25 protein-coding genes are annotated in these 25,213 nt (G+C 37.4%); 9 read left to right on the forward strand and 16 right to left on the reverse strand.

From position 1 onward, the window contains the following. Positions 1-535 precede the first annotated feature (535 nt). On the forward strand, positions 536-3,583 hold the full coding sequence (ydiJ, locus tag DC53_RS06505; RefSeq protein ID WP_033030843.1) for a D-2-hydroxyglutarate dehydrogenase YdiJ: 3,048 nt from the start codon (positions 536-538) through the stop codon (positions 3,581-3,583). A 140-nt stretch (positions 3,584-3,723) separates the two neighbouring features. Here the strand turns inward: ydiJ and DC53_RS06500 are convergent, their stop codons facing one another. Beyond that, entirely contained in the window at positions 3,724-4,923 is a 1,200-nt protein-coding gene (locus DC53_RS06500; RefSeq protein WP_033030845.1) for a cation:proton antiporter, read from the reverse strand. Continuing rightward, positions 4,923-6,134: a tyrosine-type recombinase/integrase gene (locus tag DC53_RS06495; RefSeq protein ID WP_033030847.1), complete on the reverse strand. Its 1,212-nt coding sequence runs from the start codon at positions 6,132-6,134 to the stop codon at positions 4,923-4,925. Before DC53_RS06495 ends, DC53_RS06500 begins: the two co-directional genes overlap by 1 nt. A gap of 150 nt (positions 6,135-6,284) precedes the next feature. Here DC53_RS06495 and DC53_RS06490 point away from each other — a divergent pair, with 150 nt between their 5' ends. Then, positions 6,285-6,848: a lipid-binding SYLF domain-containing protein gene (locus DC53_RS06490; RefSeq protein WP_033030849.1), complete on the forward strand. Its 564-nt coding sequence runs from the start codon at positions 6,285-6,287 to the stop codon at positions 6,846-6,848. 328 nt (positions 6,849-7,176) lie between these two features. Continuing rightward, entirely contained in the window at positions 7,177-7,794 is a 618-nt protein-coding gene (locus tag DC53_RS06485) for a hypothetical protein (RefSeq protein ID WP_033030852.1), read from the forward strand. Positions 7,795-7,875: 81 nt separating this feature from the next. Here the strand turns inward: DC53_RS06485 and DC53_RS0120625 are convergent, their stop codons facing one another. The 4 genes from DC53_RS0120625 to ocd all read right to left on the reverse strand — a co-directional run bounded on the left by DC53_RS0120625 (position 7,876) and on the right by ocd (position 12,548). Further along, positions 7,876-8,904 carry a patatin-like phospholipase family protein gene (locus DC53_RS0120625; RefSeq protein ID WP_033030854.1) on the reverse strand — a complete coding sequence of 343 codons (1,029 nt, stop codon included), beginning with the start codon at positions 8,902-8,904 and terminating at the stop codon, positions 7,876-7,878. Positions 8,905-9,041: 137 nt separating this feature from the next. Continuing rightward, positions 9,042-10,448 (reverse strand): alanine/glycine:cation symporter family protein, encoded by a 1,407-nt coding sequence (locus tag DC53_RS06480; RefSeq protein ID WP_007377576.1) that lies wholly within the window; start codon positions 10,446-10,448, stop codon positions 9,042-9,044. A gap of 121 nt (positions 10,449-10,569) precedes the next feature. After that, positions 10,570-11,481, reverse strand: coding sequence for a citrulline utilization hydrolase CtlX (gene ctlX / locus DC53_RS06475; RefSeq protein WP_007377577.1), 912 nt, complete (start codon positions 11,479-11,481; stop codon positions 10,570-10,572). After that, a complete protein-coding gene (ocd, locus tag DC53_RS06470) occupies positions 11,478-12,548 on the reverse strand; it encodes an ornithine cyclodeaminase (protein WP_033030856.1) in 1,071 nt (356 codons plus the stop codon). The genes ctlX and ocd overlap by 4 nt, the downstream gene beginning before the upstream one ends. 172 nt (positions 12,549-12,720) lie before the next feature. Here ocd and DC53_RS06465 point away from each other — a divergent pair, with 172 nt between their 5' ends. Continuing rightward, positions 12,721-13,152: an Lrp/AsnC family transcriptional regulator gene (locus DC53_RS06465; protein WP_033030858.1), complete on the forward strand. Its 432-nt coding sequence runs from the start codon at positions 12,721-12,723 to the stop codon at positions 13,150-13,152. A 93-nt stretch (positions 13,153-13,245) separates the two neighbouring features. Here the strand turns inward: DC53_RS06465 and DC53_RS06460 are convergent, their stop codons facing one another. The 3 genes from DC53_RS06460 to DC53_RS06450 all read right to left on the reverse strand — a co-directional run bounded on the left by DC53_RS06460 (position 13,246) and on the right by DC53_RS06450 (position 16,416). Continuing rightward, on the reverse strand, positions 13,246-14,259 hold the full coding sequence (locus tag DC53_RS06460) for a patatin-like phospholipase family protein (protein ID WP_033030860.1): 1,014 nt from the start codon (positions 14,257-14,259) through the stop codon (positions 13,246-13,248). A gap of 282 nt (positions 14,260-14,541) precedes the next feature. Then, a complete protein-coding gene (locus tag DC53_RS06455) occupies positions 14,542-15,531 on the reverse strand; it encodes an LLM class flavin-dependent oxidoreductase (protein ID WP_033030862.1) in 990 nt (329 codons plus the stop codon). 141 nt (positions 15,532-15,672) lie between these two features. Next, positions 15,673-16,416 (reverse strand): siderophore-interacting protein, encoded by a 744-nt coding sequence (locus DC53_RS06450; protein WP_007377582.1) that lies wholly within the window; start codon positions 16,414-16,416, stop codon positions 15,673-15,675. Between the two features lie 134 nt (positions 16,417-16,550). Here DC53_RS06450 and DC53_RS06445 point away from each other — a divergent pair, with 134 nt between their 5' ends. The 3 genes from DC53_RS06445 (at position 16,551) to DC53_RS06435 (ending at position 18,711) form a co-directional block, all read left to right on the forward strand. Continuing rightward, positions 16,551-16,970, forward strand: coding sequence for a MarR family winged helix-turn-helix transcriptional regulator (locus DC53_RS06445; RefSeq protein WP_007377583.1), 420 nt, complete (start codon positions 16,551-16,553; stop codon positions 16,968-16,970). An 80-nt stretch (positions 16,971-17,050) separates the two neighbouring features. Next, on the forward strand, positions 17,051-17,464 hold the full coding sequence (locus tag DC53_RS06440; protein ID WP_007377584.1) for a S24 family peptidase: 414 nt from the start codon (positions 17,051-17,053) through the stop codon (positions 17,462-17,464). Beyond that, positions 17,452-18,711, forward strand: a complete 1,260-nt coding sequence (locus tag DC53_RS06435) for a Y-family DNA polymerase (RefSeq protein ID WP_008139018.1) — start codon at positions 17,452-17,454, stop codon at positions 18,709-18,711. The genes DC53_RS06440 and DC53_RS06435 overlap by 13 nt, the downstream gene beginning before the upstream one ends. An 18-nt stretch (positions 18,712-18,729) precedes the next feature. Here DC53_RS06435 and DC53_RS06430 read toward each other — a convergent pair whose 3' ends face one another. From DC53_RS06430 to DC53_RS06410, 5 genes are all read right to left on the reverse strand, one after another. Then, entirely contained in the window at positions 18,730-19,200 is a 471-nt protein-coding gene (locus DC53_RS06430) for a hypothetical protein (protein WP_033030864.1), read from the reverse strand. A 441-nt stretch (positions 19,201-19,641) separates the two neighbouring features. Next, on the reverse strand, positions 19,642-20,160 hold the full coding sequence (locus DC53_RS06425; RefSeq protein ID WP_007377587.1) for a DUF4240 domain-containing protein: 519 nt from the start codon (positions 20,158-20,160) through the stop codon (positions 19,642-19,644). Next, complete coding sequence (locus DC53_RS06420; RefSeq protein ID WP_007377588.1) at positions 20,160-20,351, reverse strand: YwbE family protein; 192 nt, start codon at positions 20,349-20,351, stop codon at positions 20,160-20,162. Before DC53_RS06420 ends, DC53_RS06425 begins: the two co-directional genes overlap by 1 nt. A 69-nt stretch (positions 20,352-20,420) precedes the next feature. Continuing rightward, the gene (locus DC53_RS06415) at positions 20,421-20,702 is read right to left on the reverse strand and encodes a hypothetical protein (RefSeq protein ID WP_007377589.1); all 282 of its coding nucleotides are present in this window, start codon (positions 20,700-20,702) and stop codon (positions 20,421-20,423) included. 17 nt (positions 20,703-20,719) lie between these two features. Then, positions 20,720-20,932: a hypothetical protein gene (locus tag DC53_RS06410; RefSeq protein WP_007377590.1), complete on the reverse strand. Its 213-nt coding sequence runs from the start codon at positions 20,930-20,932 to the stop codon at positions 20,720-20,722. Between the two features lie 100 nt (positions 20,933-21,032). Between DC53_RS06410 and DC53_RS06405 the strand changes: the two genes are divergently transcribed. After that, positions 21,033-21,842: an ion transporter gene (locus DC53_RS06405; RefSeq protein ID WP_007377591.1), complete on the forward strand. Its 810-nt coding sequence runs from the start codon at positions 21,033-21,035 to the stop codon at positions 21,840-21,842. Positions 21,843-21,930: 88 nt separating this feature from the next. Here the strand turns inward: DC53_RS06405 and DC53_RS06400 are convergent, their stop codons facing one another. Beyond that, complete coding sequence (locus DC53_RS06400) at positions 21,931-23,055, reverse strand: DUF748 domain-containing protein (RefSeq protein WP_033030866.1); 1,125 nt, start codon at positions 23,053-23,055, stop codon at positions 21,931-21,933. 253 nt (positions 23,056-23,308) lie between these two features. Next, positions 23,309-24,448 (reverse strand): aspartate-semialdehyde dehydrogenase, encoded by a 1,140-nt coding sequence (asd, locus tag DC53_RS06395; RefSeq protein ID WP_008139027.1) that lies wholly within the window; start codon positions 24,446-24,448, stop codon positions 23,309-23,311. A 268-nt stretch (positions 24,449-24,716) separates the two neighbouring features. Here asd and DC53_RS06390 point away from each other — a divergent pair, with 268 nt between their 5' ends. After that, the gene (locus tag DC53_RS06390) at positions 24,717-25,136 is read left to right on the forward strand and encodes a hypothetical protein (RefSeq protein WP_007377594.1); all 420 of its coding nucleotides are present in this window, start codon (positions 24,717-24,719) and stop codon (positions 25,134-25,136) included. The last annotated feature ends 77 nt before the right edge of the window (positions 25,137-25,213 follow it).

The raw sequence follows: 25,213 nt of genomic DNA on the forward strand, positions 1-25,213 counted from the left end.
CTGAATATCCCCTATTGTTGGCAAGCTATATAGCATGCCATTTTTTTTGCTAAGGGCGTGTTGATCTTTGTGGATTGAAATTTGTTCAATCTAGGGGCGATTAAATCGCGGCGCGAGGTTTGTAACCTAGTGGGCTAAGTAAGAATCGAGCAACAAAGAGTTAATCGTCCCTAGAAAGAACCCATTGGGCAGCGCATGTTTGGTATTTATGCTGCGTTATCGCCTATTTATGGGGAGTAACCACACTACATAGGCTCTGCCTTGCCTAAAAACCAAACATACTGCTGCAAATTCAACAACCAAAGGTCAACACGCCCTAGGTACAACCGCAAAAAATAATCCTAGCAAAATAAATAGCACGCCACTGATCTGTAATAGTAATTTTTTCATATAACACACCTTATTACTCGTTAACTTGAGTATAATTTAAGCTGCATTAAAATCGACTAAAAGAGTGTTACAAACTGTAAAATCTTCAATTTCTATTCGCCATCACCATGATATAATTAGTCAAATGCCCTAAGATATCGCCGTCATGATAGCAACAATTACACAGCAAGATGCCGCGACAGAACTTGTCGCAAATTACCTAAATACCATTGCAAGCCAAGGTTTTAGTGGAGATACCGATGCAAGTTATGCAACGCGTATTACTGCTTCAACCGATAACAGTGTGTATCAGGAAATACCCCAAGGTGTTATTTTTCCAAAAAATGAAAAAGATATTCAACTCGCACTGCAAACTGCATCTCGCGACCCATTTTTATCATTAACTTTTGGCCCTCGTGGTGGCGGAACAGGTACTAACGGTCAATCGTTAACACCAGGTATTGTTGTAGATTTGTCTCGCTATATGCGCGAAATCCTCGAAATAAATGTAGAAGAAGGCTGGGTACGCGTTCAAACTGGCGTAATAAAAGATCAACTTAATGACTTTTTAAAACCTTATGGTTTTTTCTTCTCACCCGATTTATCTACTAGTAACAGGGCAACTATTGGTGGCATGATAAGTACTGACGCCTCTGGGCAAGGTTCGTTAGTTTACGGAAAAACAAGCGATCATGTTTTAGGGCTTACAACTTATTTAGTCGATGGTACGCCTATGTGCACCTCACCAATAGACATCGACAAAGCAAAAATTATAGCCGAGCAAGACTCTCTAATTGGTAGTTTATATAAAACAGTTTTAGATATTTCAGTTAATGAACGCGCAGCTATTTTAGCTAAGTTTCCACGGTTAAATAGGTTTTTAACCGGCTACGACCTAGAGCATGTGCTAAGTGATGACTTACTTACTTTTGACATGAGCCGCTTAATAACGGGTTCAGAAGGCTCATTAGGTATAGTAACTGAAGCTAAATTAAACCTAACACCGATTGCTGAATTTAAAACCCTTATAAATATCAAGTACGATAGTTTTGACTCAGCACTTCGTCATTCACCGTTTTTAGTTGATGCACGCGCAACATCGGTGGAAACCGTAGATAGCAAAGTTTTAAACTTAGCGCGTGAAGACATCATTTGGAATTTAGTATCGGACTTAATAACCGACGTACCAAATAAAGATATGCAAGGCCTTAACATGGTCGAGTTTAATGCAGTATCAAACGATGATATAAAAGACAAAGTAGACACGCTTTGTAAACTTCTAGACGAATGCGTAAAAAATCAAACTAATGGCGTTATTGGTTATCAGTTAACCAGTGATAAAAGCGATATACTAAAAATTTACGCAATGCGTAAAAAGTCTGTGGGTTTATTAGGTAATGTAAAAGGCAGTCAAAAACCACTCGCCTTTGCAGAAGACACCGCTGTACCGCCTGAAAACTTAGCAGATTATATTGTCGAATTTAGAGCATTACTCGACAGCCACAATTTACAGTATGGTATGTTTGGCCATGTTGATGCGGGGGTTTTACATGTACGCCCAGCACTTGATATGTGCGACCCAGAACAAGAAAAACTACTTAGAACTATTTCAGATCAGGTAGTAAAACTAACCGCTAAGTACGGCGGTTTAATGTGGGGCGAACACGGTAAAGGTTACCGAAGTGAATATAGCCCTGAATTTTTTGGTGAGCATTTATATACGCAACTTCGAAAAATAAAAACAGCTTTCGATCCTAACAATCGCATTAACCCCGGTAAAATATGCACTCCTATCGATAGTGAAGACTCACTAGTTAGTGTTGATGGACAAAAGAGATCGCACTTCGATAAGCAAATATCAATAGAAGTTAAAACCAGTTTTAACAATGCAATGATCTGTAATGGTAATGGCATATGCTTTAATTACGATGAAAATTCACCTATGTGTCCATCGTATAAAGTAACCGGCGATCGTCGTAATTCACCAAAAGGTCGCGCAAGTTTAATGCGCGAATGGCTTCGATTACAAGAGTCAAAAAATGTAGATTTACTCGAAGTAGAAAAGCAGCTTAACAAAGGTGAAGTAATCACCTGGTGGGAACGTTTCGTTCACAGCCGCGAAAAACGAAAAGGTATTTACGACTTTTCTCACGAAGTAAAAGCGTCAATGGATGAATGTTTAGCGTGTAAAGCATGTACAACTGCCTGCCCAATTAAAGTAGATGTTCCTACTTTTCGTTCGCGCTTTTTAAATTATTATCATAGTTATTATGCGCGTCCGGTAAAAGATTACCTCGTTGGTAACATAGAAAACAGCGCGCCATTAATGGCAAAGTTTGCAAAAGTTATAAACCCAATTGTTAAAACATCATTAGTAAGCAATGTTATTAAAAAAACAGTTGGTTATGTTGATACACCACAGTTAAGTATTCCTGCACTTTCAAAGCGTATTACTAAAACACAAAAATTTGATTTTGATTTATTAAATAAATTAAATGCAGAGCAACAAAGTGAATATGTATTAATAGTACAAGACCCATTTACGAGCTTTTACGAAGCAGAACTAGTAGAAAGTTTTATTACTTTAATAACCCAACTTGGCAAAAAACCAATGCTATTACCTTTTAAACCAAATGGTAAACCGCAACACGTAAAAGGTTTTTTGCATGAATTTAAAGTTACAGCTAAAAATGCAGCTGAGTTTTTAAATAAATTAAATGATATTAATGCACCGCTAGTCGGTTTAGATGCGTCACTCGTTATGTGCTACCGCGATGAATATAATACAATTTTAGAAAATAACCGTGGTCAATTTAATGTGCAACTTGCCCATGAATGGCTCGAAACACAATCGTTCAAATCACTAAGCGCAAAGCAAAATACAGATACCGAATTTACATTACTGAGTCATTGTACTGAAACAACTGCGCTGCCAAAAGCGGCAAATGTTTGGCAAACAATTTTCAATGATATTGGTTTAACATTAAAAACAACAAATACAGGTTGTTGTGGAATGGCGGGAACTTATGGCCACGAAGCACAAAATCAAGATAACTCGCGTACGCTTTACGAAATGAGCTGGAAACCAATTGTAGATAAAAATAAACCAGAGCAACTTTTATCTACGGGCTTTTCTTGTCGTAGCCAAGTTAAACGTTTTGAGAAATTTAAACCAAAACACCCAATTGAATTACTCGCACAGGTACTTAGCTAATAAAAGTTAAAAAAAGGCGTAACTTAAAAATAAGTTACGCCTTTTTTTATTAATACCCATTCGCTTAATTAAATGATCGTTTTTGAGGCTGGAAAAACGCCTTGATACCTCGGCAAAAAATTCACTAATTTTTATAAAAGCTATTTAGATTTTTTAGCGAAACTGTCTGCAATTGGCTTTGTACTTATACCGTGTATAAATACACTAAACAAAATAGTCGTCATTGCTATTGTCGCTATTTGATATTTGTTTTCTATTTGCGTATCAATCACCATCAATGTAAAAACAATTGATGCTAATCCTCTTGGTCCAAACCACGCAAATGTAAAGCGCTCTTTAATATTCAATGCCGTAAACTGCAATGACAACATAACTGGAATTATTCTAATCAATGTTGTACTTAACAAAGCGTAAATTATAATTTCAGTATTTAATTTCGGAATAACTAAGTAAGCACAAACAAACCCAAACAAGCACCAAATCATTAGCGATGTAAAATCTGCGATGTGCTCTGAGTCTTCAATTAATTCTGTTCTAACTTCTTCAGTCGAAAATTTATCAAATAATAAACCGGCAATAAACACCGCAATAAATCCACTGCCATGAAAATACTGAGTGACAGAAAAAACAGCCATAGCAAAACCGAGTAATAAAAACGGACTGGTATTTTGCGCAAAGTAATGACGTTTCATTGCAAAGTTTAAACTCGGTATAAAAACAATAATACTTGTAATAGCTATTAATAAAGCCAAGCCAAGCTCTCGGCCAAACACACTTAATGTTTGTGTTGCGGTAATAGCTGAATCCGGATTTTTAGCGAGTAATATAAATATTAAAAATATGGGCACACATAATCCATCGTTCAAACCACTTTCAGTATTTATTCCTTCGCGTATTTTTTCAGGCACTTGTGTACTTGCTAGTAACCCTTTACTTAATGCCGCATCGGTAGGTGTTAAAATAATAGCAAGCAACGCTGCTTGAATAAGTGAAAGCTCAGCAAAGAAAAATAAAGCAACAGCAATACCAAGTAACAAAGTTAAGGGTAGGGCAACAAACAACAGTAAACTAGGATACTGAAAACTATGCCTTAATACACTTAGCTTTGATTTAGCTGCATCTGAAAATAAAAATATACTTAGCGTAAGCTCTATAAATGGTAATAAAAGATCAACGCCTTCTTTTATTTTATCCCCTTCGTTGGGTAGCATTGAAGCTAAACATATTCCGCCAACAACAAAAAACATTGGGCCTGTTACTTCTGTTTTTTCTAACTGGCGAAGTGTTAAAGAATAAATTAAAAATAGTCCGCCTATAAATGCTATTACTAAATACTCCATTAAATTTTCCTTTTAAGTCCTGATTTTGCTCGCTCTTTAATATTTGTTTGAATATAAATTTGATCGGTAGTCGCAATTTTAGAATGGCCTAAATCTTCTGATAAATGTTTAAGCGGTCTGGTTTGCGCATCATGTGTAGCACCAGTATGACGAAGCCAATGTGCAGTTGCAGCGCCAAGTTGTTCAGCGTCATCTTTAAAACCATCATCAAGTAATGATTGCTGAGCATAATCAAAACTTTGTTGAACTAAACGCCTAATTTGCCTTACTGTCATGCCACCTTGACCGCGAATTTTATGAACTAACGGCTCAGATTCATCAACACGGGGAAGGGCAGGTAAACCTCTGTATAGTCTATAACGTTTTAAATATTCAACAAAATCATCGCTTAAGGTTACATCTCGTAATTTATTACCTTTTCCCATTATACGTAAAAACCAAAAACCATCATTATCTTGCCAAAAATGAGACATCACCGGCGACCATTGTGGGCGCTCAGATAATTCTGAAATTCGTAAATAAAGACCTTTTAAGCAGGCAAGCGTAAATAAGTTTCGCTCTAAATCAGGGTTATGTTCGCATAAATCACGCGTTACACCAAAAACGTATTCCCATTGAATATCGCTTAATGTGTCTGGAATTTGAATTTGTGATTGAACAACTAAGTACGGACTATTTTTTTTAACAACAGGGACAAAGTTAGCAAATGTTTTTTCTTCTAGTAGGGCAAACTTATAAAATACATTTAAGGCAGTAAACATAGACGATAAAGTTTGTTGGCTGGCAGTTGATTCTTTTAGCATAAAAGGGCGCCAGTTTTGGTTTAATCGGCGAATTCCTTGTTCATCTTTATAACGCCATTGCACTGAAGTTGCAGCCCATGCTTTATCGGGTTCAACCATAAAATCAACGTAAGCTTCAATATCTTCACGTTTTAAATCGAATACTGATTTTTCTGCTATTAACCACGACCATAAATAAAAGCGTTCAAGCTCATTTCGAAAACGACTATAAGTGGCTTCTGACTTGCGGCCATAAACATATAAAAACTGATACAAGAATGTCAGATCGGCTTTTGATTCAGTTACAGTCAAGCCAATTTCCTGTATAAAGGATGCAAGTTCTGGGTATTCCGAATTTAGAGTACCGTCATCTAGATGGGCAATTTGATATCTTAATTGTTTTAACGTATCAACCAAAGCAACAAGCATAATTTATAAATATTCAATTAAATAATAGACTTACAGAATAACGTTAAAGTCCGATACTGTCTAGTATTGGACATAGTAAAGTTCTAATTATTTTAATACCGTGATTTTTCTATGGTTGTTGGTTGCTATAATCTTATTAAGGAAAACATTATGAAAAAACTAATTATACTAAGCGTACTTGCTTTAACAGTTGCGTTAACTGGGTGCGCTACTACAGGTAGTGCATCACCAAGCGAAAAACGTTCACTTGTACAAAGTATGAAAGCAAACACATTAGATAAATTATACGCTGAAAAACCTGATGTTAAAAAACAAATTGCTAACTCTGCTGGTTATGCTGTATTCGATAACGCGAATGTAAATGTAGTGCTTGCTAGCTTTGGCGGTGGTTACGGCGTGGTTAAAAATAACCTTACAGGTAAATCAACTTACATGAATATGGGCGAAGCCGGTTTAGGGCTTGGTTTAGGTGTAAAAGATTTTAACGTTGTAATGGTTTTTCATAACCAAGCTGCACTAAATAGATTTATTGAACACGGTTGGGCGTTTGGCGGAAACGCTGATGCAGCAGCTAAATATGAAGATAAAGGCGGTGCACTGGTTGCCGAAGCGATTGCAGATCAAGTTACTGTATATTCTGTAACCGAAAATGGCCTTGCACTACAAGCTGTATTAAAAGGTACTAAGTTTTGGGTTGATTCAGAGCTTAATTAACCCCCAAATTACTCTCCTAAAAGCGAGCTGGTTTGTATAATCACGCTCGCTTTATTAAAGTCCATACAATTTAACATAACGTAATTTATGGGTTATTAAAATACTACTAAATTATTTTAATACTAAACGTCCTAACTCTCGTTTGCTGCAAAGTCCATCTATCACGTAAACATACTATAGACACTTTAACCAACTGCTGTAAAATTGGTCCATAAGTATAGTATTGAGCTATCTAGCATAATTTAAAGTGTAGAGTTCTAAAATTTTAATAAGTCATCATTAACTTTGGATATATTCGAGTGAATTTAGCATAAAGGTAATTACATTAATGCATTATAATATTAATTCTTTTCTTAAAGCTTTAAGAATTAAATACCTCAATTTGATTGATTTCAAAAAAAGTAATATAAGATTTCTAGTTGCTGTATCTATAAATTCAATAGCTCTAATTTTTTCAGTTATTTGGCTAATCTCAAGCAATATAGGTGGCAATAAAGACTTTGAGTTTGAACCTCTAGTTACTACTTTTACCTTATTAGCTGCACTTTTCAGTTTGGTTTTTCTAAATAATAAACTTACATACCCTCATTTAAAACTTAGTATTGGGGTTGGCATTCAAAGTAAAACAGGGAAAATTGCGCTAAATATAGGAGTAGCTAATCATTCATTTATGAAAGTTTATCTCTCTAGTATATTCCTTACAGTTAGAGATAATGGTATTGAGAAAAATATATTTTTTTTAAATGATTCATTCACAGGTCAATATATAAAAAATGAAATTGATTCTGGTGAACGTTTAAACTTTCATTTAGGAAAAACTGCTATTCTTTTAGATGATTATCAAACATCAGATTATTTAAAATTTACTGTCAAAACTCAGCTAGGCTTTGAATTTTATATAAAGCAAGACCTTATAAGACAATCAATTCAATCTCTAAATTTTTAGCTAATTAATCTAAATACGAAGGAGTGTAAGATATAAATAAAAAAAGCTATTAAATATAATTGTCTAATTAAATAATAGCTTTTATTTTTTTAATTTAAATAAACTCTCTTCAAACGCCTCGGCTAACTTTTCAGTTTCACTAAAAACAGTATTCCAATATTTAATTCGGGTATCTGCATCAAGATCGGTAAAGTCGTTTCTGTCTGGAATTTTTCCGTAGGGTAAGCCGGCTACAAATTCTTTTGATGGAGTAATCATCACAACGTTATCGTAATTAAGTGGTGATACTTTGCGTTTTAAATTTTTATCGAACCACCCTGCTTTTGGCTCTGAATTAAAATGCGGATATAAAATTAAGCCTGGGTTATTAATTTTTAAATCAAAGTGGTAGTCAATTATTCCGCCATCGCGATATATACCTTGCGGCGAGCCTGCAATATTTTTTATGCCTTGCATAACAAGTGGTATTGAACCCGATGCAAGTAATGCATCTTTTAAATTATTTTGAGTAAGTGCTATGTTTTGCGTTTTAAAATTGTAGCTGTCGGTAATTGATAAGTCACTTGTTGCTGGTCCAAATATAAAACGCTCATACTGCGAGCCTAATAATTTTCGGTTAACGCGGTTAAGCATGTAACTTTTTGATAAACCCATTAACTGTATTAATTTATTTTCGCTGGCGATAAAGCCATTCGATTTTGCTACTATAAAGTGCGCTTTAAATATTGGGTTATTTATAATTTCGGTTACACCGTTATCGCCAAAAACATCTTCAAGTAATGCGCGCGCTTTTATTGTTATTTCATTTGGTGTAGGTTTATTACTTGAGTATCGGGTTTGCGAATACGATTTTGCTAAGCGCTCAATGGCAGCAACGGGATCGTTTTGTGCAAAACACGCAGAGCGAAAAGCGCCAGCAGACGAGCCAATTAAATTAAGTGGTTGGGTACGGTTTTTAAAAAATTCACCAAAAATATATTTATCTAAGCCAAATAATGTAAACCATTTAGGACCGCCACTTGCACCTAAAAAAGAGGTGAAAAGTTCAGGTTTAAAGCCCTGTTCGTTAATAATTTTAGCCGCTGTTTTCCCTGCGTGAATCTCGATCATCTAAAAAATTGTGCCTTTTATTTTGGTTGCTATAGTTTTTTTACAACACTGAAAGTGAATACTTATGCAAAACAAAAAGCGATTTCATGTTGCCATAAAACCGCTTTTTATAGTTAAGTGTGCTTAAAGTACGTGAATTAATCCCAAATGCCGTCTTCGCATTTACCCTGTACTTTTACATCTTTTACTTTAAATTCGGGCTCTAGACCTTTGTCTCTTTGTGCGTGGTAATCGCTCGTGACAGACAAAATAGTCGGCGTTAACAGTATAATAGCGATAACGTTAACCACTGTCATTAACCCTAAGGCAATATCGGCTAAATCCCAGACTTCTTTTAATGTGGCCGACGCGCCCCACAACATCATTGATAAATAAAGCAAAGTGTAAATGCCGCGCCCTACTTTGTTGTCGAGTTTAAATAAATGCAAGTTACTCTCTGCATAGGCGTAGTTTGCCACCACCGATGTAAAAGCAAATAAGGTTATAGCGGCTGCTACAAAGTAAACACCACCTTGTGCTAAGTGAGCGGTCATCGCGCTTTGTGTTAAACGAATGCCTTCCATTTCGCCGCTAATATCTATATCGGCTAATAAAATGATCACCGCGGTACAGCTACACAGTACTATTGTATCGAAAAATACGCCTAGCATTTGTATGTAACCTTGCGTTACAGGGTGATTAGGTATTGGGCTGGCACTTGCTGAAGCATGCGGAACACTACCTGCACCGGCCTCATTAGAATATAAACCACGTTGAATACCGTTTTTAATGGCAGCGCCCATTGCACCGGCGCCTGCTTCTTGTAAACCAAACGCTGATAAAAATATATCTTTAAGCATGGCGGGTACTTGCGTGAAATTTATAATCGTAATAATTACCGCCGCAAGTACAAACACAATGCCCATTATTGGCACAACACGCTCTGCAAATCGGGCAATTGCTTTAAAGCCACCGAGTATAATTGAGCCCGCTAATACGGTAATAACTAGGCCTGAATAAAATGTAGGAACTTCAAACGCGTAGTTAAGTGCGTCGGTAATTGTGTTAGTTTGCATTGCGCTAAACGTAAATCCGTAACCTAAAAATAAACATGCGGCAAACACAATTGCAAACGCTCGGCTACCCAAACCTTGTTGAATATAATACGCAGGCCCGCCTCTAAACTCGCCACCACTATCGCGTACTTTATATACTTGCCCAAGTACGCTTTCGGCAAAGCCTGTAGCCATGCCCAATATGGCTATTACCCACATCCAAAATATAGCGCCGCTGCCACCAAGTGAAATTGCAACCGCTACACCAGCTAAATTACCGGTACCTACTCGTGCGCAAAGCCCTGTACACAACGCTTGAAATGATGAAATATCGTCTTTTTTACATTTGCTACTGCCTTTTAAAAGACTAAACATATGTTTAAATTTAAGTATTTGAATTGCTTTTAGTCGTACTGAAAACCATACCCCTGTAAACAAAAGTATATAAATAAGTACTTGCCCTTCTCCCCATAAAAGGTTGTTTACGCTTTTGACGACGGTATCGAACATTGCTAATTCCTTCTTATATTTTTTATATTAATACCCTTTTTTGGGTATAACGGCATTTGCTTGCGACATCGACTAAAAATTTAATGCAAATAAGGCAGCTAAGCTGCCTTAAAACTATACATTATTTATTTTGCAAATGAACTCCTGCAATCATGCACCTAACTGAGCCACCAGCCGACTCAATAGTAGGTATAGGTAATGGCACAAGCTTAGCCGTTTTTTGTATAACTGTTATTTGTGCCGGTGTAAGTGCATTAAACGCAGTTTGCGATAAGGCTAAAATACGACCATTTTTACCCTGTAGCTCAATAGCATTGCCACAAAAGTTATTAATTTGCTCAAGCGTTAAATCGATAACTTGATGATGGCTTTTCAAAAAATGTTTAGCTAACTGTGCACGTTGATTAATTGGCACCATATTTAAACTGATCATTACAAATTTTGTAGCAATACACATTAAAACATTAGTGTGATAAACCGCAGTTCCTTGCTCGTCATATGCGTTAAACACTATGGGTGATAGTTTTAATTGCTCACATATTGTATTAACCACCGACTTGGTAGTTCTTTTTGATTCTACCGCGTAAGCGAGTTTATTTTGATGATCGATAACCAGTGAACCAGTGCCTTCAAGAAATGAATTTTCTTTCGATAAAAATGAATAATCAGTCACTGAAGACACTTTATAGTGATCCGTTAAAAAATCAATAATATCTTTTCGATATTCTAACCTTCTGTTTTCTACAAACATTGGATAGATTATTAATTGGCCACTTTGATGAGTTGAAAACCAATTGTTAGGAAAAACTGAATCGGGAGTGTGTGTTTGCTCATCTTCAAAAAGGTGAACTGTTACCCCTTCATTTTTTAATATTTGTACGGCATTAGTCACTTCTTTAAATGCTTGTTCACTTTGATTTTGTGCTAAACATTCACTTTGAAATGCGTTATCGAGCATTGTGTGTGGGTTAGATGTAAAGTGATGCGGTCTTACCATCACTACAGCTCTGGGGGCTTGGTTTACTTCGCTCATGCCACATGCGCTTTTACTAATGGTTGATCACTAAGCACTGAAAATAAATTACGAGGGTCCGCTTGTTGTGTAATTAAATCAAGCAAAGCAAACTCGCCCGTTTTAATTAACTCATCGCGTATAAATACCAGTGCGGTAAAGTCTTCGCTCGCAAAGCCAACGCCGTCAAAAATGGTTAATTCATCTTGGCTAGTACGCCCAAGCGACTGCTTATTAATAACGTTATGAAACTCAGTTACTGTAAAGCTTGGACTCATTTGTTGAATTTCGCCCTCTATTCGAGTTTGCGGCTCGTACTCAACAAATACATTAGCACGCTCAAGCAATCTAGCATCTAACTCTGTTTTACCTGGGCAATCACCACCTATGGCATTAATGTGCACACCTTGTGGGATCATGTCGTTTGTTAAAATAGTAGCGTTAGTTTTATCAGCAGTACAGGTAGTGATAATATCAGCCCCTTTTACTGCCTCTTGTACACTATTACAAATAGCCACGTTTAATCCGCATGCACTTAAATTAGCAAATGCTTTTTTAGAGGCGCTTTTATCTATATCGTATAAACGAATATGCGTAATACCTAGTACCGCTTTAAAAGCGAGTGCCTGAAACTCTGATTGAGCGCCATTGCCTATTAAAGTAAGGGTTGTTGAGTTTTTAGGTGCTAAATATTTAGCTACCATTGCAGAAGTTGCGGCTGTACGTAGTGCTGTTAGTAAACACATTTCGCTTATCATAACCGGATAGCCACTATCTACATCGGCTAAAATACCAAATGCAGCGACTGTTTGAAGTTCTCTAAAGGTGTTTTTTGGGTGACCATTTACATATTTACAGCTGAACATTTGGCCATCACTCACTGGCATTAGCTCTATTACACCCTCTGGTGAGTGTGCTGCATAGCGAGGTGACTTATCAAACTCCGTCCAACGGGCAAAGTCGGTTTCTAATTTATGTGTTAGATCTAGCAAAACGTTTTCGACCCCTAAGCTATTTATAAGCTTAGCCATTGCCTGAACGCTAACAAATGGAACGCCTTGTTTTGGCTGTGCTATAAAATGACTCATGCTGAAACCTCTTGAATAAATGTATTAGTTAATTTAAAACAAGTTTAGCGAGGCTACGTGCTATTTAATATGGTAATTAATTACACAAATAGTACTAGTTTTTATCATTTTGCTATGCAGTTATATACAATTTATGTATTTTGGTCAGTAACTTCTTTTAAAGGTTTGATTTATGACTCCCTATATTTATGACTCTCTTGATAATGCTTTAATAGCTGAATTACGAAAAGACGGCCGCGCTTCTATTTCAGCTTTAGCCAGTTCTTTAAATGTATCACGCGGGACAGTGCAAAATAGGTTAGACAGATTAGTTAGCTCAGGCGCAATATTAGGGTTTACTGTACGCGTTCACGAACACATAGAAACAGAAGCCGTGCGCGCAATTATGATGATAGAAGTCGTTGGTAAATCTACCTCACAAGTAATTAAAACAATGCGCGGAATACCCGAGCTTATAAAATTACACACCACCAATGGTGCATGGGATTTAGTTGCAGAGCTTCAAGCTGCAAATTTAAGTGAGTTTGATGGAGTGTTAAGGCAAGTACGCGAAATTGACGGTATTTTAAATAGTGAAACAAGCATATTGCTTTCATCAACTTAAGTTATTTTTAATATTTCAATTTAAAAATTTTGGAATGAATAATACCGCAACTTCAAGTTCCAGTATTATTCATGATTTGGGTATCCGATTGGCTTAATTGTAACGATACTCGCTTTGTGAGTAGTTATGCGTATTGCTGATCTCAAATTGGCTTTGCTGCGCTAAATAAGATCGACCTGCAGCTAAGCCTAATTTATGATCAAAACGCAAATCGTTATTTGAACTACCTAATAATTTGCTATGCAATTTTTCGTCTGCAAAAATTTGTATTATTTCCACATCACTTGGTGGATTTGCAATAAACTCAAGCTCATCTAAATACGCTTTTTCGTGCTGTATTAAGTAGTCCAATGTTTTTGGACAATAACCTGATGCAATAGCAAATGTTCTTAGCTTTTGCACCCATGCAGATTGCGCTTGAAAATTAGCATCAACTGTTCTTATTACCACAATTTTACGAGCGCCTCGGTTGTAAGCTTCACGCACGGGTAGTGGTGCTGCTAAACCGCCGTCTAGATAAAAGTCGCTCTGTGCTTGCTCTTCAGCAAGGTGTATTTCGTTAGCCGCTTTTGCATTTAACCAAGGTGTTAACTTTACACCTTGTTTGTATAAAAACGGCAGTGCGCTAGAAGCCTTTAACAAATCACGCCATTGACCACTATCACCATTTGGCGATAAGTAATAAGCTTTTCTGTCTCTTGCATTTGTAGCTGTTATAAGTAGTTCACGCTCACCTAAACTCGTTTTCGCTGTTTTGAAATCTATAGCTCTGTTTACTTCAGTGGTTTTGTCAAAGTACCAATCTAAATCAACTATGTGTTTACCCACTAATCCACGACCAAGCTGAAAAAAACGCTTATTACGCGAAAGCCCTCTGATCAGGCGTTTAGCGTAGCCTTTTTGACGCGCTAAGTAGCTAGTTAAGTTTTGCGAACCCGCTGAAGTACCAATGAATAAATCAAAAGGGTCATAGCTTTGCTCTAACCACGCATCAAGTACGCCCGCTGTGAAGATCCCTCGCTGCCCGCCACCTTCAGCAACCAGTGCAACTTTTGGTTGCGCTGTTTTGTTAACTGAATTAGCTGTTGCGGTGTTTAGAGAGTTCACGGTGTACCTGCCTTTAATTTTATGATGTCTGGTTTAATAGCTACATTATAAAAAACAAAAGTGATATCTTAAAATTGATTGTTTAAATCAGTTCGATTGAAAAAACAGAACGGTATATAAAACAAAATATGTACTAAAAATAGCAATCAAATTTACTTTGAATATTTAAATAACAAATACAGACATCACTGAAAGTTAATAAAATGAGTAAACTAATTTAACTTTTGATGATGTCTGTATGTTAACAAGCCCAGAATGTACGCTTGCTTAACTAACTATATATTAGTGTTTTATTTCCATTAAAATTTCGAGTGCACGGTGGCGTTTTTCACTATCGAATACATCATTGGTAAATATAAACTCATCTACTTCTAGCTGTTTCGCTATCATCTCTAATTTGTGTTTAATACTTACATGTCCTCCTACTACGCTTAGGCTTAAAAAGTTCTCTACATGAGCGCGTTCTTGTTCGCTCCATAACCCGTCCATGCTTTCAACAGGTGGTTTTAGCCACAGCTCATTACCGCGTATAAGTTCGAGTACACGTTGCTTAGAAGTAGTCGACAAGTATTGCGCTTCATCGTCGGTATCTGCAGCCACTAAAGGCAGTGCAAGCATTACGTATGGCTTATCAAGTACGCTTGATGCTTTAAATTCGCGCTTATACAGCGCTATTGCATCGTGCACGAAGCGCGGTGCAAAATGTCCTGCAAATACATACGGTAACCCTTTTTGCGCCGCTAGTTGCGCGCTAAATAAACTCGAGCCTAATAACCAAATAGGCACGTTTGTGTCCTCCCCCGGTATAGCACGTACAGGGTGTGTACCATTGTAAGGACCTAACAATGTTTGCAGTTCAGTTACTTCACCTGGGAAGTTTTCTGCACGGCTCATATCGTTGTTTAATGCACGACTCGTTACAGGGTCGCTACCTGGTGCGCGCCCGAGTCCTAAATCTATTCGCCCTGGATATAAGCTCTCTAATGTACCAAATTGTTCAGCAACAACTAATGGGGAGTGGTTTGGCAGCATAATACCGCCCGATCCAACGCGTATCTTTTTGGTATTACCTGCAATGTGACCAACCAAAATTGAAGTGGCCGCACAAATTATACCTGGCATATTATGATGCTCAGCAAGCCAAAAACGGTTAAAGCCAAGCTCATCAGCACGTTGAGCGTATTTAGTACTTTTATGAAGAGTGTTAGTAACGCTGTCCCCTTTGATCATGGGGGCAAGTTCTAATAACGAAAAAGGAATGGAATTTAACAAAATAGCAGCTCCTAAAAATGCATGCTAATAATGGATTACATCATTAGCATAAAACACTTAAATGGGTCTGCTATTAGGTCAATTCAAGTTACGCAGTGGTATTAGAACAAAATAGGTATATGTTATTTTGCTCTAAGGTATTCAGGCAAGCTGTGCATCACGTTGGCGCAGCTTTTTATAGCCTTCTGAATCCACGCCTTTTTTCCAATACCCTGAGGAAAAAATATTACCGCGTGGTATATTAAATTGCTCTGTTAGCAGTGCTTTTGCTTTACGAACAAGCCCAGCTTCCAATGCCATAAATACAATGGGAGGCTCTGCTGTAATGTGCAAATTTTGAAGCGCGCTAAGTAGCGCCTCGTCAGCGTTGTCGGTAACAAGCCAATTAACATCGCGGCTTGTTTCTAAATCAATAATATCTTTTTCGGTGGGTACATGTACAAAGGCATCAATTTTTGAAATTAAAGGTAATTGCTGCACATACCCTTTTATTGCATTTACCGATGTTAAATCGCCGAGCAATACATAATGCGAATGCGCATAATTATCTAGCTTTTTAGGGCCAGGACCTGCAATACCTAACTCGTCGCCTACTTTTGCAATTTTAGCCCAGTCAGTTGCAGGGCCTTGGTGCATATTTATAACAAAATCAAGTGTTAGCGCGCCTGTTTGTGCATCTACATGCCTTATTGTGTATGATCGCATACAGGCTGTTTTTAAGTTAAAATCTACTTCACCATCTTTTGGAAATAGTACTTTTACATAGTTACCAATGTACTGTGAGGTTAAGTCGTTAAAATCTTCAGAGCCTACAACAATGCGCTGTAAATGCGGTGTGATTTGCTCTGTACTTAATACGTTGGCTTTGCGAACTTGTTTACTCATGTATTACCTCGTTTTACAAAACTTAGACTTTAATACCAACCTGCTATAAAAAGCAGGCATTGCACAACGCCCCATTGGTTGATAAAATCAACTATAACAAGTTAATTGACTTTGTCAACTATATTGAGAGTTCTATGAATACACCTTTATCAAATACGCTGTTTGAATTAATGCAAAATTACCGTGTAACAATTCGTGAAGCAATTAACGCAGGCGAACTGGGTATTAATGCTATGCACGTACGCTGCATACATATTATCGCGAACGTAAATAACTGTACGGCTAACGATATTGTTACTAAAACGCAGCGCGATAAAGCGCAAATAGCACGTTTAATTAAAGATCTTATTAGCTTAAATTTAATTAATAAACAGGCGAGTGAGCACGATAAACGCTGCTTTATTTTATCGCTCACAGAGCAAGGTAAAGTTCTTTTTGATAAGTTATTAGCCTCAGAGCAAAAAATAAATAATCAAATGTGTAAAAACTTAAACCCTCAACAAATCAAAGACTTTTTAGATACCGCACAACAAATGATCAAAAACATGGATTGATCAGCCATACATTCTTGGCATAACTTACACAAAACGCATATACTGTACACTTATACAGTGTATGCGTTTTAGGTTGTGTTATGTTTGTCATTCCCATTTATATAGAAGCAGGCGTGTGTGGTTTTGAATCACCCGCAGCGCAGTACACCGAGCTAGGTGTAACCCTTGATGAGCTTTTAATAAAGCATCCAGATGCTACGTTTATTGGTATTGCATCGGGTAACTCTATGCAAGAAGTCGGAATTTTTGAAGGTGACTTATTAGTTATCGACCGTGCAGAGCCGGTAAAAAATGGTGACGTTATTGTTGCTAACTTAAATGGTCTTTTTGTATGCAAACTGCTTGATAAAACCAATGCGCGGCTGCTTTCAGCTTCCTCTTTACATAAGCCTGTACAACTCACCTCTGCAGACGAGTTTCAGCTAGAAGGCGTAGTAACGCTATCAATAAGAATGCACAGGCAAAGCCCAGAGTTACTAAAATGTATGCCTTAGTTGATGCTGTGTCATTTTATGCCAGTGCAGAAAAAGTATTCGACCCTGCTATTCGATCCAAACCCGTGGTTGTACTTACTAATAACGATGGCTGTGTATGCGCTATTTGCCCTATTGCTCGGCGCTTAAATATTCCTAAATTTGGCCCGTACTTTAAAGTTAAACATTTACTTGAGCAAAACAACGTTGTTATTCGTTCTAGCAATTACGAGCTTTATGCTGATTTAAGCGACAAGATGATGAATATTATTGGCCGCTTTTGCGATACACAACACATATACAGTATTGATGAATCGTTTTTGCACTTTAATGGCTACACATCATTAATTAAAGACTGGCACGAATACGGCCATACAATAAGGCGCACAGTGTGGCGCGAAACGAAGCTTCCTGTAGGTGTAGGTTTTGGCCCAACCCCTACTTTAGCAAAAGCCGCTAACCACGCCGCTAAAAAACTCAGTGGTTTTAATGGTGTAGCAGTCATAAATAGCGAACAAACTCGCCAAGCTATTTTACAAAGAATGAGCTGCGAAGATGTATGGGGAATAGGCCGGCGACTAGCTAAAAAGCTTAAAATAATGAATATACACACCGCCTGGGATCTTGCTCAGCAAAACCCTAAAGCAATGCGCCGTGCATTTAGTGTGGTTGTTGAACGTACTGTAAGCGAACTTAACGGGATAACATGTTTAAACTGGGATGATGTACGACAAGACAAGCGGGAAATTTATTCGACCCGTAGTTTTGGAGAGCGCATATGTGAGCCAACAGCCCTTAAAACGGCGCTAATTAACCATGTAACCACAGTGGCTAATAAACTAAGAGCGCAACGTTCGCTCACTCACCAACTTTATATTTTTGCAGCCAGTGGCGCGCACGAAAATAGATATTATAAAAAGTCGTTTGTGTATAAGTTCCCCTCACCCACTAACGACACCTGCGTGATGGCTAATGCTGTATCTGAGGTATTTGATCAAATATACCAACCTGCAGTTAGGTTTTACAAGTGTGGTGTAGGCGCTTTAGAACTTACGTCACAGCAATTTCAACAAAGTGATTTGTTTAACCAACGTACTGACAACCCACAATTAATGAGTTGCCTAGATGCTATAAATACACGGTATGGGAAAGGAATGCTTAGTTTAGCTAGTAGTAAATTAAATGACCGGTGGCACATGAACCGTGATTTTTTGTCGCCGCAGTACACCACGCGTTGGCGCGATATCCCTAAAATATACTGCGAATGATTTACTACTTACTACTTACTAGATACTTTGTTTACTTTCATCTGCTTTTTTAAATGTGCACTCTACACTGGGTTTGCTCAATGTGTACCTTAGTGTGTTATCAGCTAAAAATCGGATACTTTGGCTAATTGTTTTTTCGTTTATTGCATCTTCACAACGGCTCATTCTTAAACCGTTTTCAAGGCCATCACTTTTATATTTAAGTGTGCTGGTTATAAAACAAAAGTTTGGTTTTTTAATGGTTCGGGTACCATTGTGGAGCGATCCAAATATAATTTGCTTACCTAGTTTAAAACCCGCACTTGCATCACTTTCATCTGTCAAACTCAAATTACTATTAACACATAATCCAGAATTAGCCGACACAACTTCGTAGGCTCCCAATTTTGACTTTAAAAGCGGTATAAATCGTGTTTTATTACTCGGCTCAGAAAAAGCATTTGCACTTGTAAAAGCGACAGTTAATAAAGCGAGTGTTAAATATTTCATTTCGTGGGTGTATCCTCGTGAGTCAGCGTGTTAAATAATAGCAAAATGCCTAATCACTTAGCTTTTATAACTTTTAACAACTATAACAGAGATTTACTATAAAAGGAGAGAGGTCGTATTCAGGAACCAAGGCGTGAGCAGCTAGCGGAAGCTTTGCTCGACTATTACTTATTCTTACATGTGTAAGCCAGTAAGGTAACGCAGAAGCAATTACCGAGCTCACTAGGTTACACACCTCGTGCCGCGATTAAATCCCTCTAGATTGAATACGTTTAAATCCACAAAGATTCCTCCTAGATACTGCATTACAAACCGTTTTGCTGTTAAGTACTTTAGTTAATACGTACTTAAACAACAAAACGATTTATATCAATGCACTTACCTGTAAGGAGACATTGGACTCATTAAATTGTTTAAGTAGTACAAAAATTACTGTTTATTTTATTGCCAGTACTTTGCAAATAATAAAGGGTAGCTTTGCTTTAAAAACTTAGGTTTGTCTTTAAAACGTTTACCTTTGGGTTCATCGCTGCCTGATGGAATAAACGGCAATTCGTCTTCGCTGCGTTCTTCAAATAATAAACCGGCTATTAAATCATACTCATCAATATACGGGTAAGGCTGCTCGTTTAAATAATAAACAGGTGTACACTGCGCTATCGAGTCAGCATTTTCTAAGGCGTTTTCAAATACTGTTTTACCGCGAGAAATTAACCAACATCTAAACTCGCTAAAACCGTAATCGTCATTACACCCAGCCATCACAAAGGCAGCGCCAAACAAATCCCAGGTAAAGCATTTGCGCATATGTATGCCAAAGTGCTTATCAAAATCAATAAGGTGTTGATCGCTTAAATCATTAAGTTTAGTTTTTAGGTTATCGCTCACACTTTGCGGATCGAGCCCTAAATCAGGCGTGGTTACTAATTCCCAAAAAGCCTGTTCTGTTAACGCTGCCATTATAAAATCTCTTTTACTCGGCCAACTTGACCATCTTCTAAACGTACTTTAATACCGTGCGGGTGATTAGGTGATTTTGTTAAAAGACGCTCAACAACACCTTCGGTTAATGTACCGCTGCGTTGATCTTCTTTTAATACAATATTTACTGTTATGCCTGGTGAAATTTGCGAACGCGTAGGAACGGCCATAATTGAAACCTTTAAAGTAATTTATGTAATTATAAACATCACTGTGCTGTCAAACCAACTAAACCACTATTAATTGGCGAAAAATAAGATATGTGCTGGTTTAATATTCAGTTTAATACTTGCTAGCTGATTTAGTATAATATCTTTTAATTCGTCAAGCTGGGGTTTTGCACTTTCAAGAGCTATATCATCATTAAAAAAGCACTGCACTTTTAACGTGTTTGTTTCGTTATTTAAATCCACTGAATGCGTTAAATAGTGAAAGCCAAATACGGTTTCTTTTATTGTTTCACACGCAATAGTCAATACTGAGCGAATTTGCTTATCGCGTTGTTTTTGAGTTTTAGTCATAAATGTACTAGCGCTACTTATTTAGTCTGGGCTTGCTGCTGCTTTTTAAACTCTTCGTAATTAGAGTCCTGTTTATTTAAGCATTCGTAATATTCTTTATCCGCTTTATAGTTGCACTCATCAAGACGTGCAGATTGAACTTCGTGAAAACGTGCATCAGAGCTGCAACCAGCCAAAATACAAAATCCGATAATAAGTAATGCGCTGTTTTTTAGTTTATTGATAAACATTAAATTTCCTTACACTTTCGATATCGAAAAAGCGTTAAATTATTACAATATTATTGTATATTAGCGCCATTAAACCTTAATACTCACAGGACCCATTATTATGATGTCGCAGTTACAAAAGTTGTTTCAGCGTATAGACAAAAGCAAGATATTTCAATCATTTGTTATAGCTGTAATTATTGTTTCTGCCCTGACAGTAGGTGCGCACACTTACTCACTGCATCCAACGGTAGAGCTTGCTCTAAATTGGATGGACGTTGGCATTACCGCATTCTTTTTAATTGAACTAATAATCCGCTTTATTGCAAGTAAAGGTATAAAAGACTTCTTTTCTAAGGGATGGAATATATTCGATACAATTATAGTACTAGGTAGCTTATACCCTGCAGCAGGTTCTACGATGCTAATTGCACGATTACTGCGCATATTTAGAGTACTGCGATTGGTTTCGATGATCCCAGAGCTGCGCTTATTGGTTAACTCTCTGCTTAAAGCTATTCCGCAAATGGGTTATATCGCTTTATTAATGTTTGTTATTTTTTATATTTACGCCGCTATGGGCAGCATGATGTTTGCTGAAATAAACCCCGTACTTTGGCAAGACGTCTCAATATCAATGCTTACCTTGTTTAGGGTAGCAACATTTGAAGATTGGACCGACATAATGTACGAAACAATGGCGGTGTACGAATTAAGCTGGATTTACTACCTTACATTTATATTTTTAACCGCATTTGTATTTTTAAATATGATGGTAGGTGCCATTTTAGAAGTTATGAGCGAGGAGCACCGAAAAGCGCGAGAAGAGCTCGCAGACGACAGCTCATTACCTGCAACGCAAGGACAAGTAAACGAACTACAATCCCAAATTGCTGAGCTTAAAGCGCTATTGAGTAACCGCAAAAACTAATCTGATAAGAGTACTAAAGCACCCACTTAAAGTTTAAAAAGTGGGTGCAGCTTAGGCATTCAACTAAAACATGCATTCCCAAAATGCTTTAATTTTCCTCGTTATTAGATTTGTTATCCGTATCTTCAAAAGAAATGATGTTATCTACTGTCATTTTAAACGCATCAAAAAATGCGTTTTTTAGTACAGAAATAACAGCTTGGAAAGTCGAAACATCCGTATTATCTAGTTGACCTTCAATAGGAATGCGTGCAGCAACAAGTTTAGATTCATCGTTTTCGAGTATAGAGCCGAGTAAATCAACACTGCCTTCAAATATGGCAGTAAATATGCCGTCGTCATCTTTTTCTATATCTTCGCGCCACGAAAAAACACGCAAGTTTTGAACGCCCGCTTTTACATAACCATTTAAGTTATTGTCTTTAGCCACAAGTTCCATAGCGCCATCAATACCCCCTGCTTCAATATCAAACGGTGTATACACTTTAAATACAGTGTCTAAATTTTTAACTGAAAAGCGCTGTACCTCTGCATTAAAATCAAAATTAGCGTGCTTGCTAAAAGGGTCTAATTTGCCATTAAACCTTAATGCCGCCTCCCCCATTAACGCACCTTCTACGTTTAGAGTAGTCACAAGTGTTTTTGATAGGTTTTGCGCATTCGTTATGTTTTCAATTCTGGCATTAATATTTGATATAAAAGTGGGTTTTTCACCCTGACTAGTTGCATTAACTAGGGACAACTTACCTTGTTCAATAGTTAAGGTATCGATTGAGAACAACACTAAATCGTTGGCGAGTCCGATCCAAGTTGTTTCATCTTTTACACGTTGATTTTGCTCTGCTGCGTTTGGGTTTTTATCATAAATAACAATTTCGGGGCGCATAAAAGCCATATTTGTTACCAGATTCCCTTTTAAAAGCGCCGACCATGCAAGTGAAAAATCAAGTGTTTCTACCGCAAGTAAAGGTCTAGGTGCTGTGGTTGCGTTAGTAGCGTAAATTTCTACATCGTCAATGGCATAAGCGCCACGATATAAAAACAAATCTACATCACCTATATGTCCCGTAATACCTTGCGTATGTTTTAGCTGGTAATTTACATACTGCTGCACTGCATAAGGCGCAGCTATTCTGAGGGTAATTAGCAGTAATACAATTACGACAAGAAAGCTGAACCATTTACGGTGTAATGAATTTAAAAATGAACGCATTGTAATTTCCTTTATTTCCACCTACAAAGCAGTATTTTAAACATGTAAAAACTACGCAATTTTGTGATAGCAGTACATATAATGCGAGTAAAATACGTATTCTATAAGGTTTGTTGTAGTTAGCTGGTTAACATGGGAATTACAGCAAATGATGTACCAGTTTATAAAGCCCGATTTATAAACTGGTAAAGCAGGTTAAATAAAAAGGGTTAGCAAATTGCTAACCCTGAAAAATAAAATTTACTAACAATGTTTACTCATCATCAATAATAATGCGTAACATGCGGCGCAATGGCTCTGCGGCGCCCCATAAGAGCTGATCTCCCACTGTAAACGCGCTTATGTATTTAGGGCCCATGGCTAATTTACGAATACGGCCAACAGGAATACTTAATGTCCCCGTTACTTTAACTGGGGTTAAGTCAGTAGCGCTAATTTCGCGCTCATTTGGAATAACTTTAACCCATTCATTATGCGAGGCTAAAATTTCTTCAATTTTGTCTACGCTAATATCTTCACGTAGTTTAATGGTCATTGCTTGGCTATGACAGCGCATTGCACCAATACGTACACATAAACCATCAATTGGCACTGGTTGCTTAGAAGAGCCTAAAATTTTATTGGCTTCAACCTGCGCTTTCCATTCTTCTTTAGACTGACCGCTTGGCATAGGTACGTCAATCCACGGAATTAAACTGCCTGCTAATGGCACACCAAACTGGTCTTGTGGCAAATCACTTGAAGCCATTTTTTCGCTTACTATCTTATCAATTTCTAAAATAGCAGAGCTTGGGTTATCTAGTTTATCTGCGACACTTGCATGAATAGCGCCCATTTGTGCAATAAGCTCTTTCATATTTCGTGCACCGGCGCCCGACGCCGCTTGGTAAGTCATTGGGCTTACCCATTCAATTAGGTCTTGCTCAAATAAACCACCTAATGCAAGTAGCATTAGCGATACTGTACAGTTACCGCCCACAAACGTTTTAACGCCTTGCGCTAAGCCTTGTTCAATAACATCTTTGTTTACAGGATCCAGCACTATAATGCTATCGTCACTCATTCGAAGTGCTGAAGCGGCATCAATCCAGTAGCCATCCCAACCAGATTCTCTAAGTTTTGGATATACGGAATTGGTGTAATCGCCGCCTTGGCAAGTAACAATAATATCCATTTTAGCAAGTTCGCTAATGTCACTTGCATCAAGCAATGGTTTTGCATCGCCTGCAATGTCCGGTCCTAACTGACCCGCTTGCGAGGTGGTGAAGAAGGTAGTGTCGATATGGGCAAAATCACTTTGTTGCTGCATACGTTCTAATAACACGGAGCCTACCATGCCACGCCAACCGACTAATCCTACTTTTTTCATTGTTTTTTCCACTGTTTTGTTCATAAAAGATGCCTTAATACATTAAAAATTAAATTCATTGCGTGAGATTTAATTTTCATTGACGTCAAAATAACACCACCAGCCCCCTAAAACTAGTGAATAAAGTAGAACTCAAATTTTTTTCATAGTGTAAAAAATGCAAAGGCATGCAGTGCTTATTTTAAACTTTAATAAAAGCTTAACCTTGTTGAAACTTATATTTACCAAGCTTAATAGACACATTGAATAAAGATGTTTTGTGTAATTCTACATTCAACTAAAGGAAAAGATAATGAAGACATTCACTCTTGCTCTACTTACTTTAAGTTCAGTATCACTTAATGTATTTGCAGATACTACGCTTTCAGCAAGCACAATAACGCTAAAAGAAAATGAAAAAGTATCCTTTGAGCGCGCAGAAATAAATATGGAACAGCAACAAGGTATATTGGTAAATACTGCAACAACCTATTACGCACCACAGGTTTGGATAAATGGGCGCTTAGAGCTGTTTTTTGTGGGTTCTACGAATGGAAATCAATTTTGTGAAGAGCGTGGTCACAATCAAGAAATTTCTGGAAGCACAATTACCTGCGGAGAGGATGAAAGCGCCTACGGAGACTTCGATTGGTATAACCAATCATGGGGGATGAAAAGTACTGGTAGTAAAAACCAATGTTATCAGCTCTATGCAACTATAAAGTGCAAATAGAAAAAATATTGACACAAAAAAGCCCCGTTAAATAACGGGGCTAATCGGTAACTATGTGTATTAGTTCAGACAAGATC

Source organism: Pseudoalteromonas fuliginea (assembly GCF_000690055.1).
Taxonomy (GTDB): domain Bacteria; phylum Pseudomonadota; class Gammaproteobacteria; order Enterobacterales; family Alteromonadaceae; genus Pseudoalteromonas; species Pseudoalteromonas fuliginea.

Excerpts from the sequence above, each read along its gene's own strand:
- DC53_RS0120625 (WP_033030854.1), bottom strand. The coding sequence starts at position 8,904 with ATGATCGAGATTCACGCAGGGAAAACAGCGGCTAAAATTATTAACGAA.
- DC53_RS06435 (WP_008139018.1), top strand. The coding sequence starts at position 17,452 with ATGTATGCCTTAGTTGATGCTGTGTCATTTTATGCCAGTGCAGAAAAA.
- DC53_RS06425 (WP_007377587.1), bottom strand. The coding sequence starts at position 20,160 with ATGGCAGCGTTAACAGAACAGGCTTTTTGGGAATTAGTAACCACGCCT.
- DC53_RS06445 (WP_007377583.1), top strand. The coding sequence starts at position 16,551 with ATGAATACACCTTTATCAAATACGCTGTTTGAATTAATGCAAAATTAC.
- DC53_RS06485 (WP_033030852.1), top strand. The coding sequence starts at position 7,177 with ATGCATTATAATATTAATTCTTTTCTTAAAGCTTTAAGAATTAAATAC.
- DC53_RS06405 (WP_007377591.1), top strand. The coding sequence starts at position 21,033 with ATGATGTCGCAGTTACAAAAGTTGTTTCAGCGTATAGACAAAAGCAAG.
- DC53_RS06430 (WP_033030864.1), bottom strand. The coding sequence starts at position 19,200 with ATGAAATATTTAACACTCGCTTTATTAACTGTCGCTTTTACAAGTGCA.
- ocd (WP_033030856.1), bottom strand. The coding sequence starts at position 12,548 with ATGAGTCATTTTATAGCACAGCCAAAACAAGGCGTTCCATTTGTTAGC.
- DC53_RS06415 (WP_007377589.1), bottom strand. The coding sequence starts at position 20,702 with ATGACTAAAACTCAAAAACAACGCGATAAGCAAATTCGCTCAGTATTG.
- DC53_RS06495 (WP_033030847.1), bottom strand. The coding sequence starts at position 6,134 with ATGCTTGTTGCTTTGGTTGATACGTTAAAACAATTAAGATATCAAATT.
- DC53_RS06390 (WP_007377594.1), top strand. The coding sequence starts at position 24,717 with ATGAAGACATTCACTCTTGCTCTACTTACTTTAAGTTCAGTATCACTT.
- ydiJ (WP_033030843.1), top strand. The coding sequence starts at position 536 with ATGATAGCAACAATTACACAGCAAGATGCCGCGACAGAACTTGTCGCA.
- DC53_RS06450 (WP_007377582.1), bottom strand. The coding sequence starts at position 16,416 with ATGAGTAAACAAGTTCGCAAAGCCAACGTATTAAGTACAGAGCAAATC.
- asd (WP_008139027.1), bottom strand. The coding sequence starts at position 24,448 with ATGAACAAAACAGTGGAAAAAACAATGAAAAAAGTAGGATTAGTCGGT.
- DC53_RS06420 (WP_007377588.1), bottom strand. The coding sequence starts at position 20,351 with ATGGCCGTTCCTACGCGTTCGCAAATTTCACCAGGCATAACAGTAAAT.
- DC53_RS06410 (WP_007377590.1), bottom strand. The coding sequence starts at position 20,932 with ATGTTTATCAATAAACTAAAAAACAGCGCATTACTTATTATCGGATTT.
- ctlX (WP_007377577.1), bottom strand. The coding sequence starts at position 11,481 with ATGAGCGAAGTAAACCAAGCCCCCAGAGCTGTAGTGATGGTAAGACCG.
- DC53_RS06440 (WP_007377584.1), top strand. The coding sequence starts at position 17,051 with ATGTTTGTCATTCCCATTTATATAGAAGCAGGCGTGTGTGGTTTTGAA.
- DC53_RS06490 (WP_033030849.1), top strand. The coding sequence starts at position 6,285 with ATGAAAAAACTAATTATACTAAGCGTACTTGCTTTAACAGTTGCGTTA.
- DC53_RS06480 (WP_007377576.1), bottom strand. The coding sequence starts at position 10,448 with ATGTTCGATACCGTCGTCAAAAGCGTAAACAACCTTTTATGGGGAGAA.
- DC53_RS06500 (WP_033030845.1), bottom strand. The coding sequence starts at position 4,923 with ATGGAGTATTTAGTAATAGCATTTATAGGCGGACTATTTTTAATTTAT.
- DC53_RS06400 (WP_033030866.1), bottom strand. The coding sequence starts at position 23,055 with ATGCGTTCATTTTTAAATTCATTACACCGTAAATGGTTCAGCTTTCTT.
- DC53_RS06465 (WP_033030858.1), top strand. The coding sequence starts at position 12,721 with ATGACTCCCTATATTTATGACTCTCTTGATAATGCTTTAATAGCTGAA.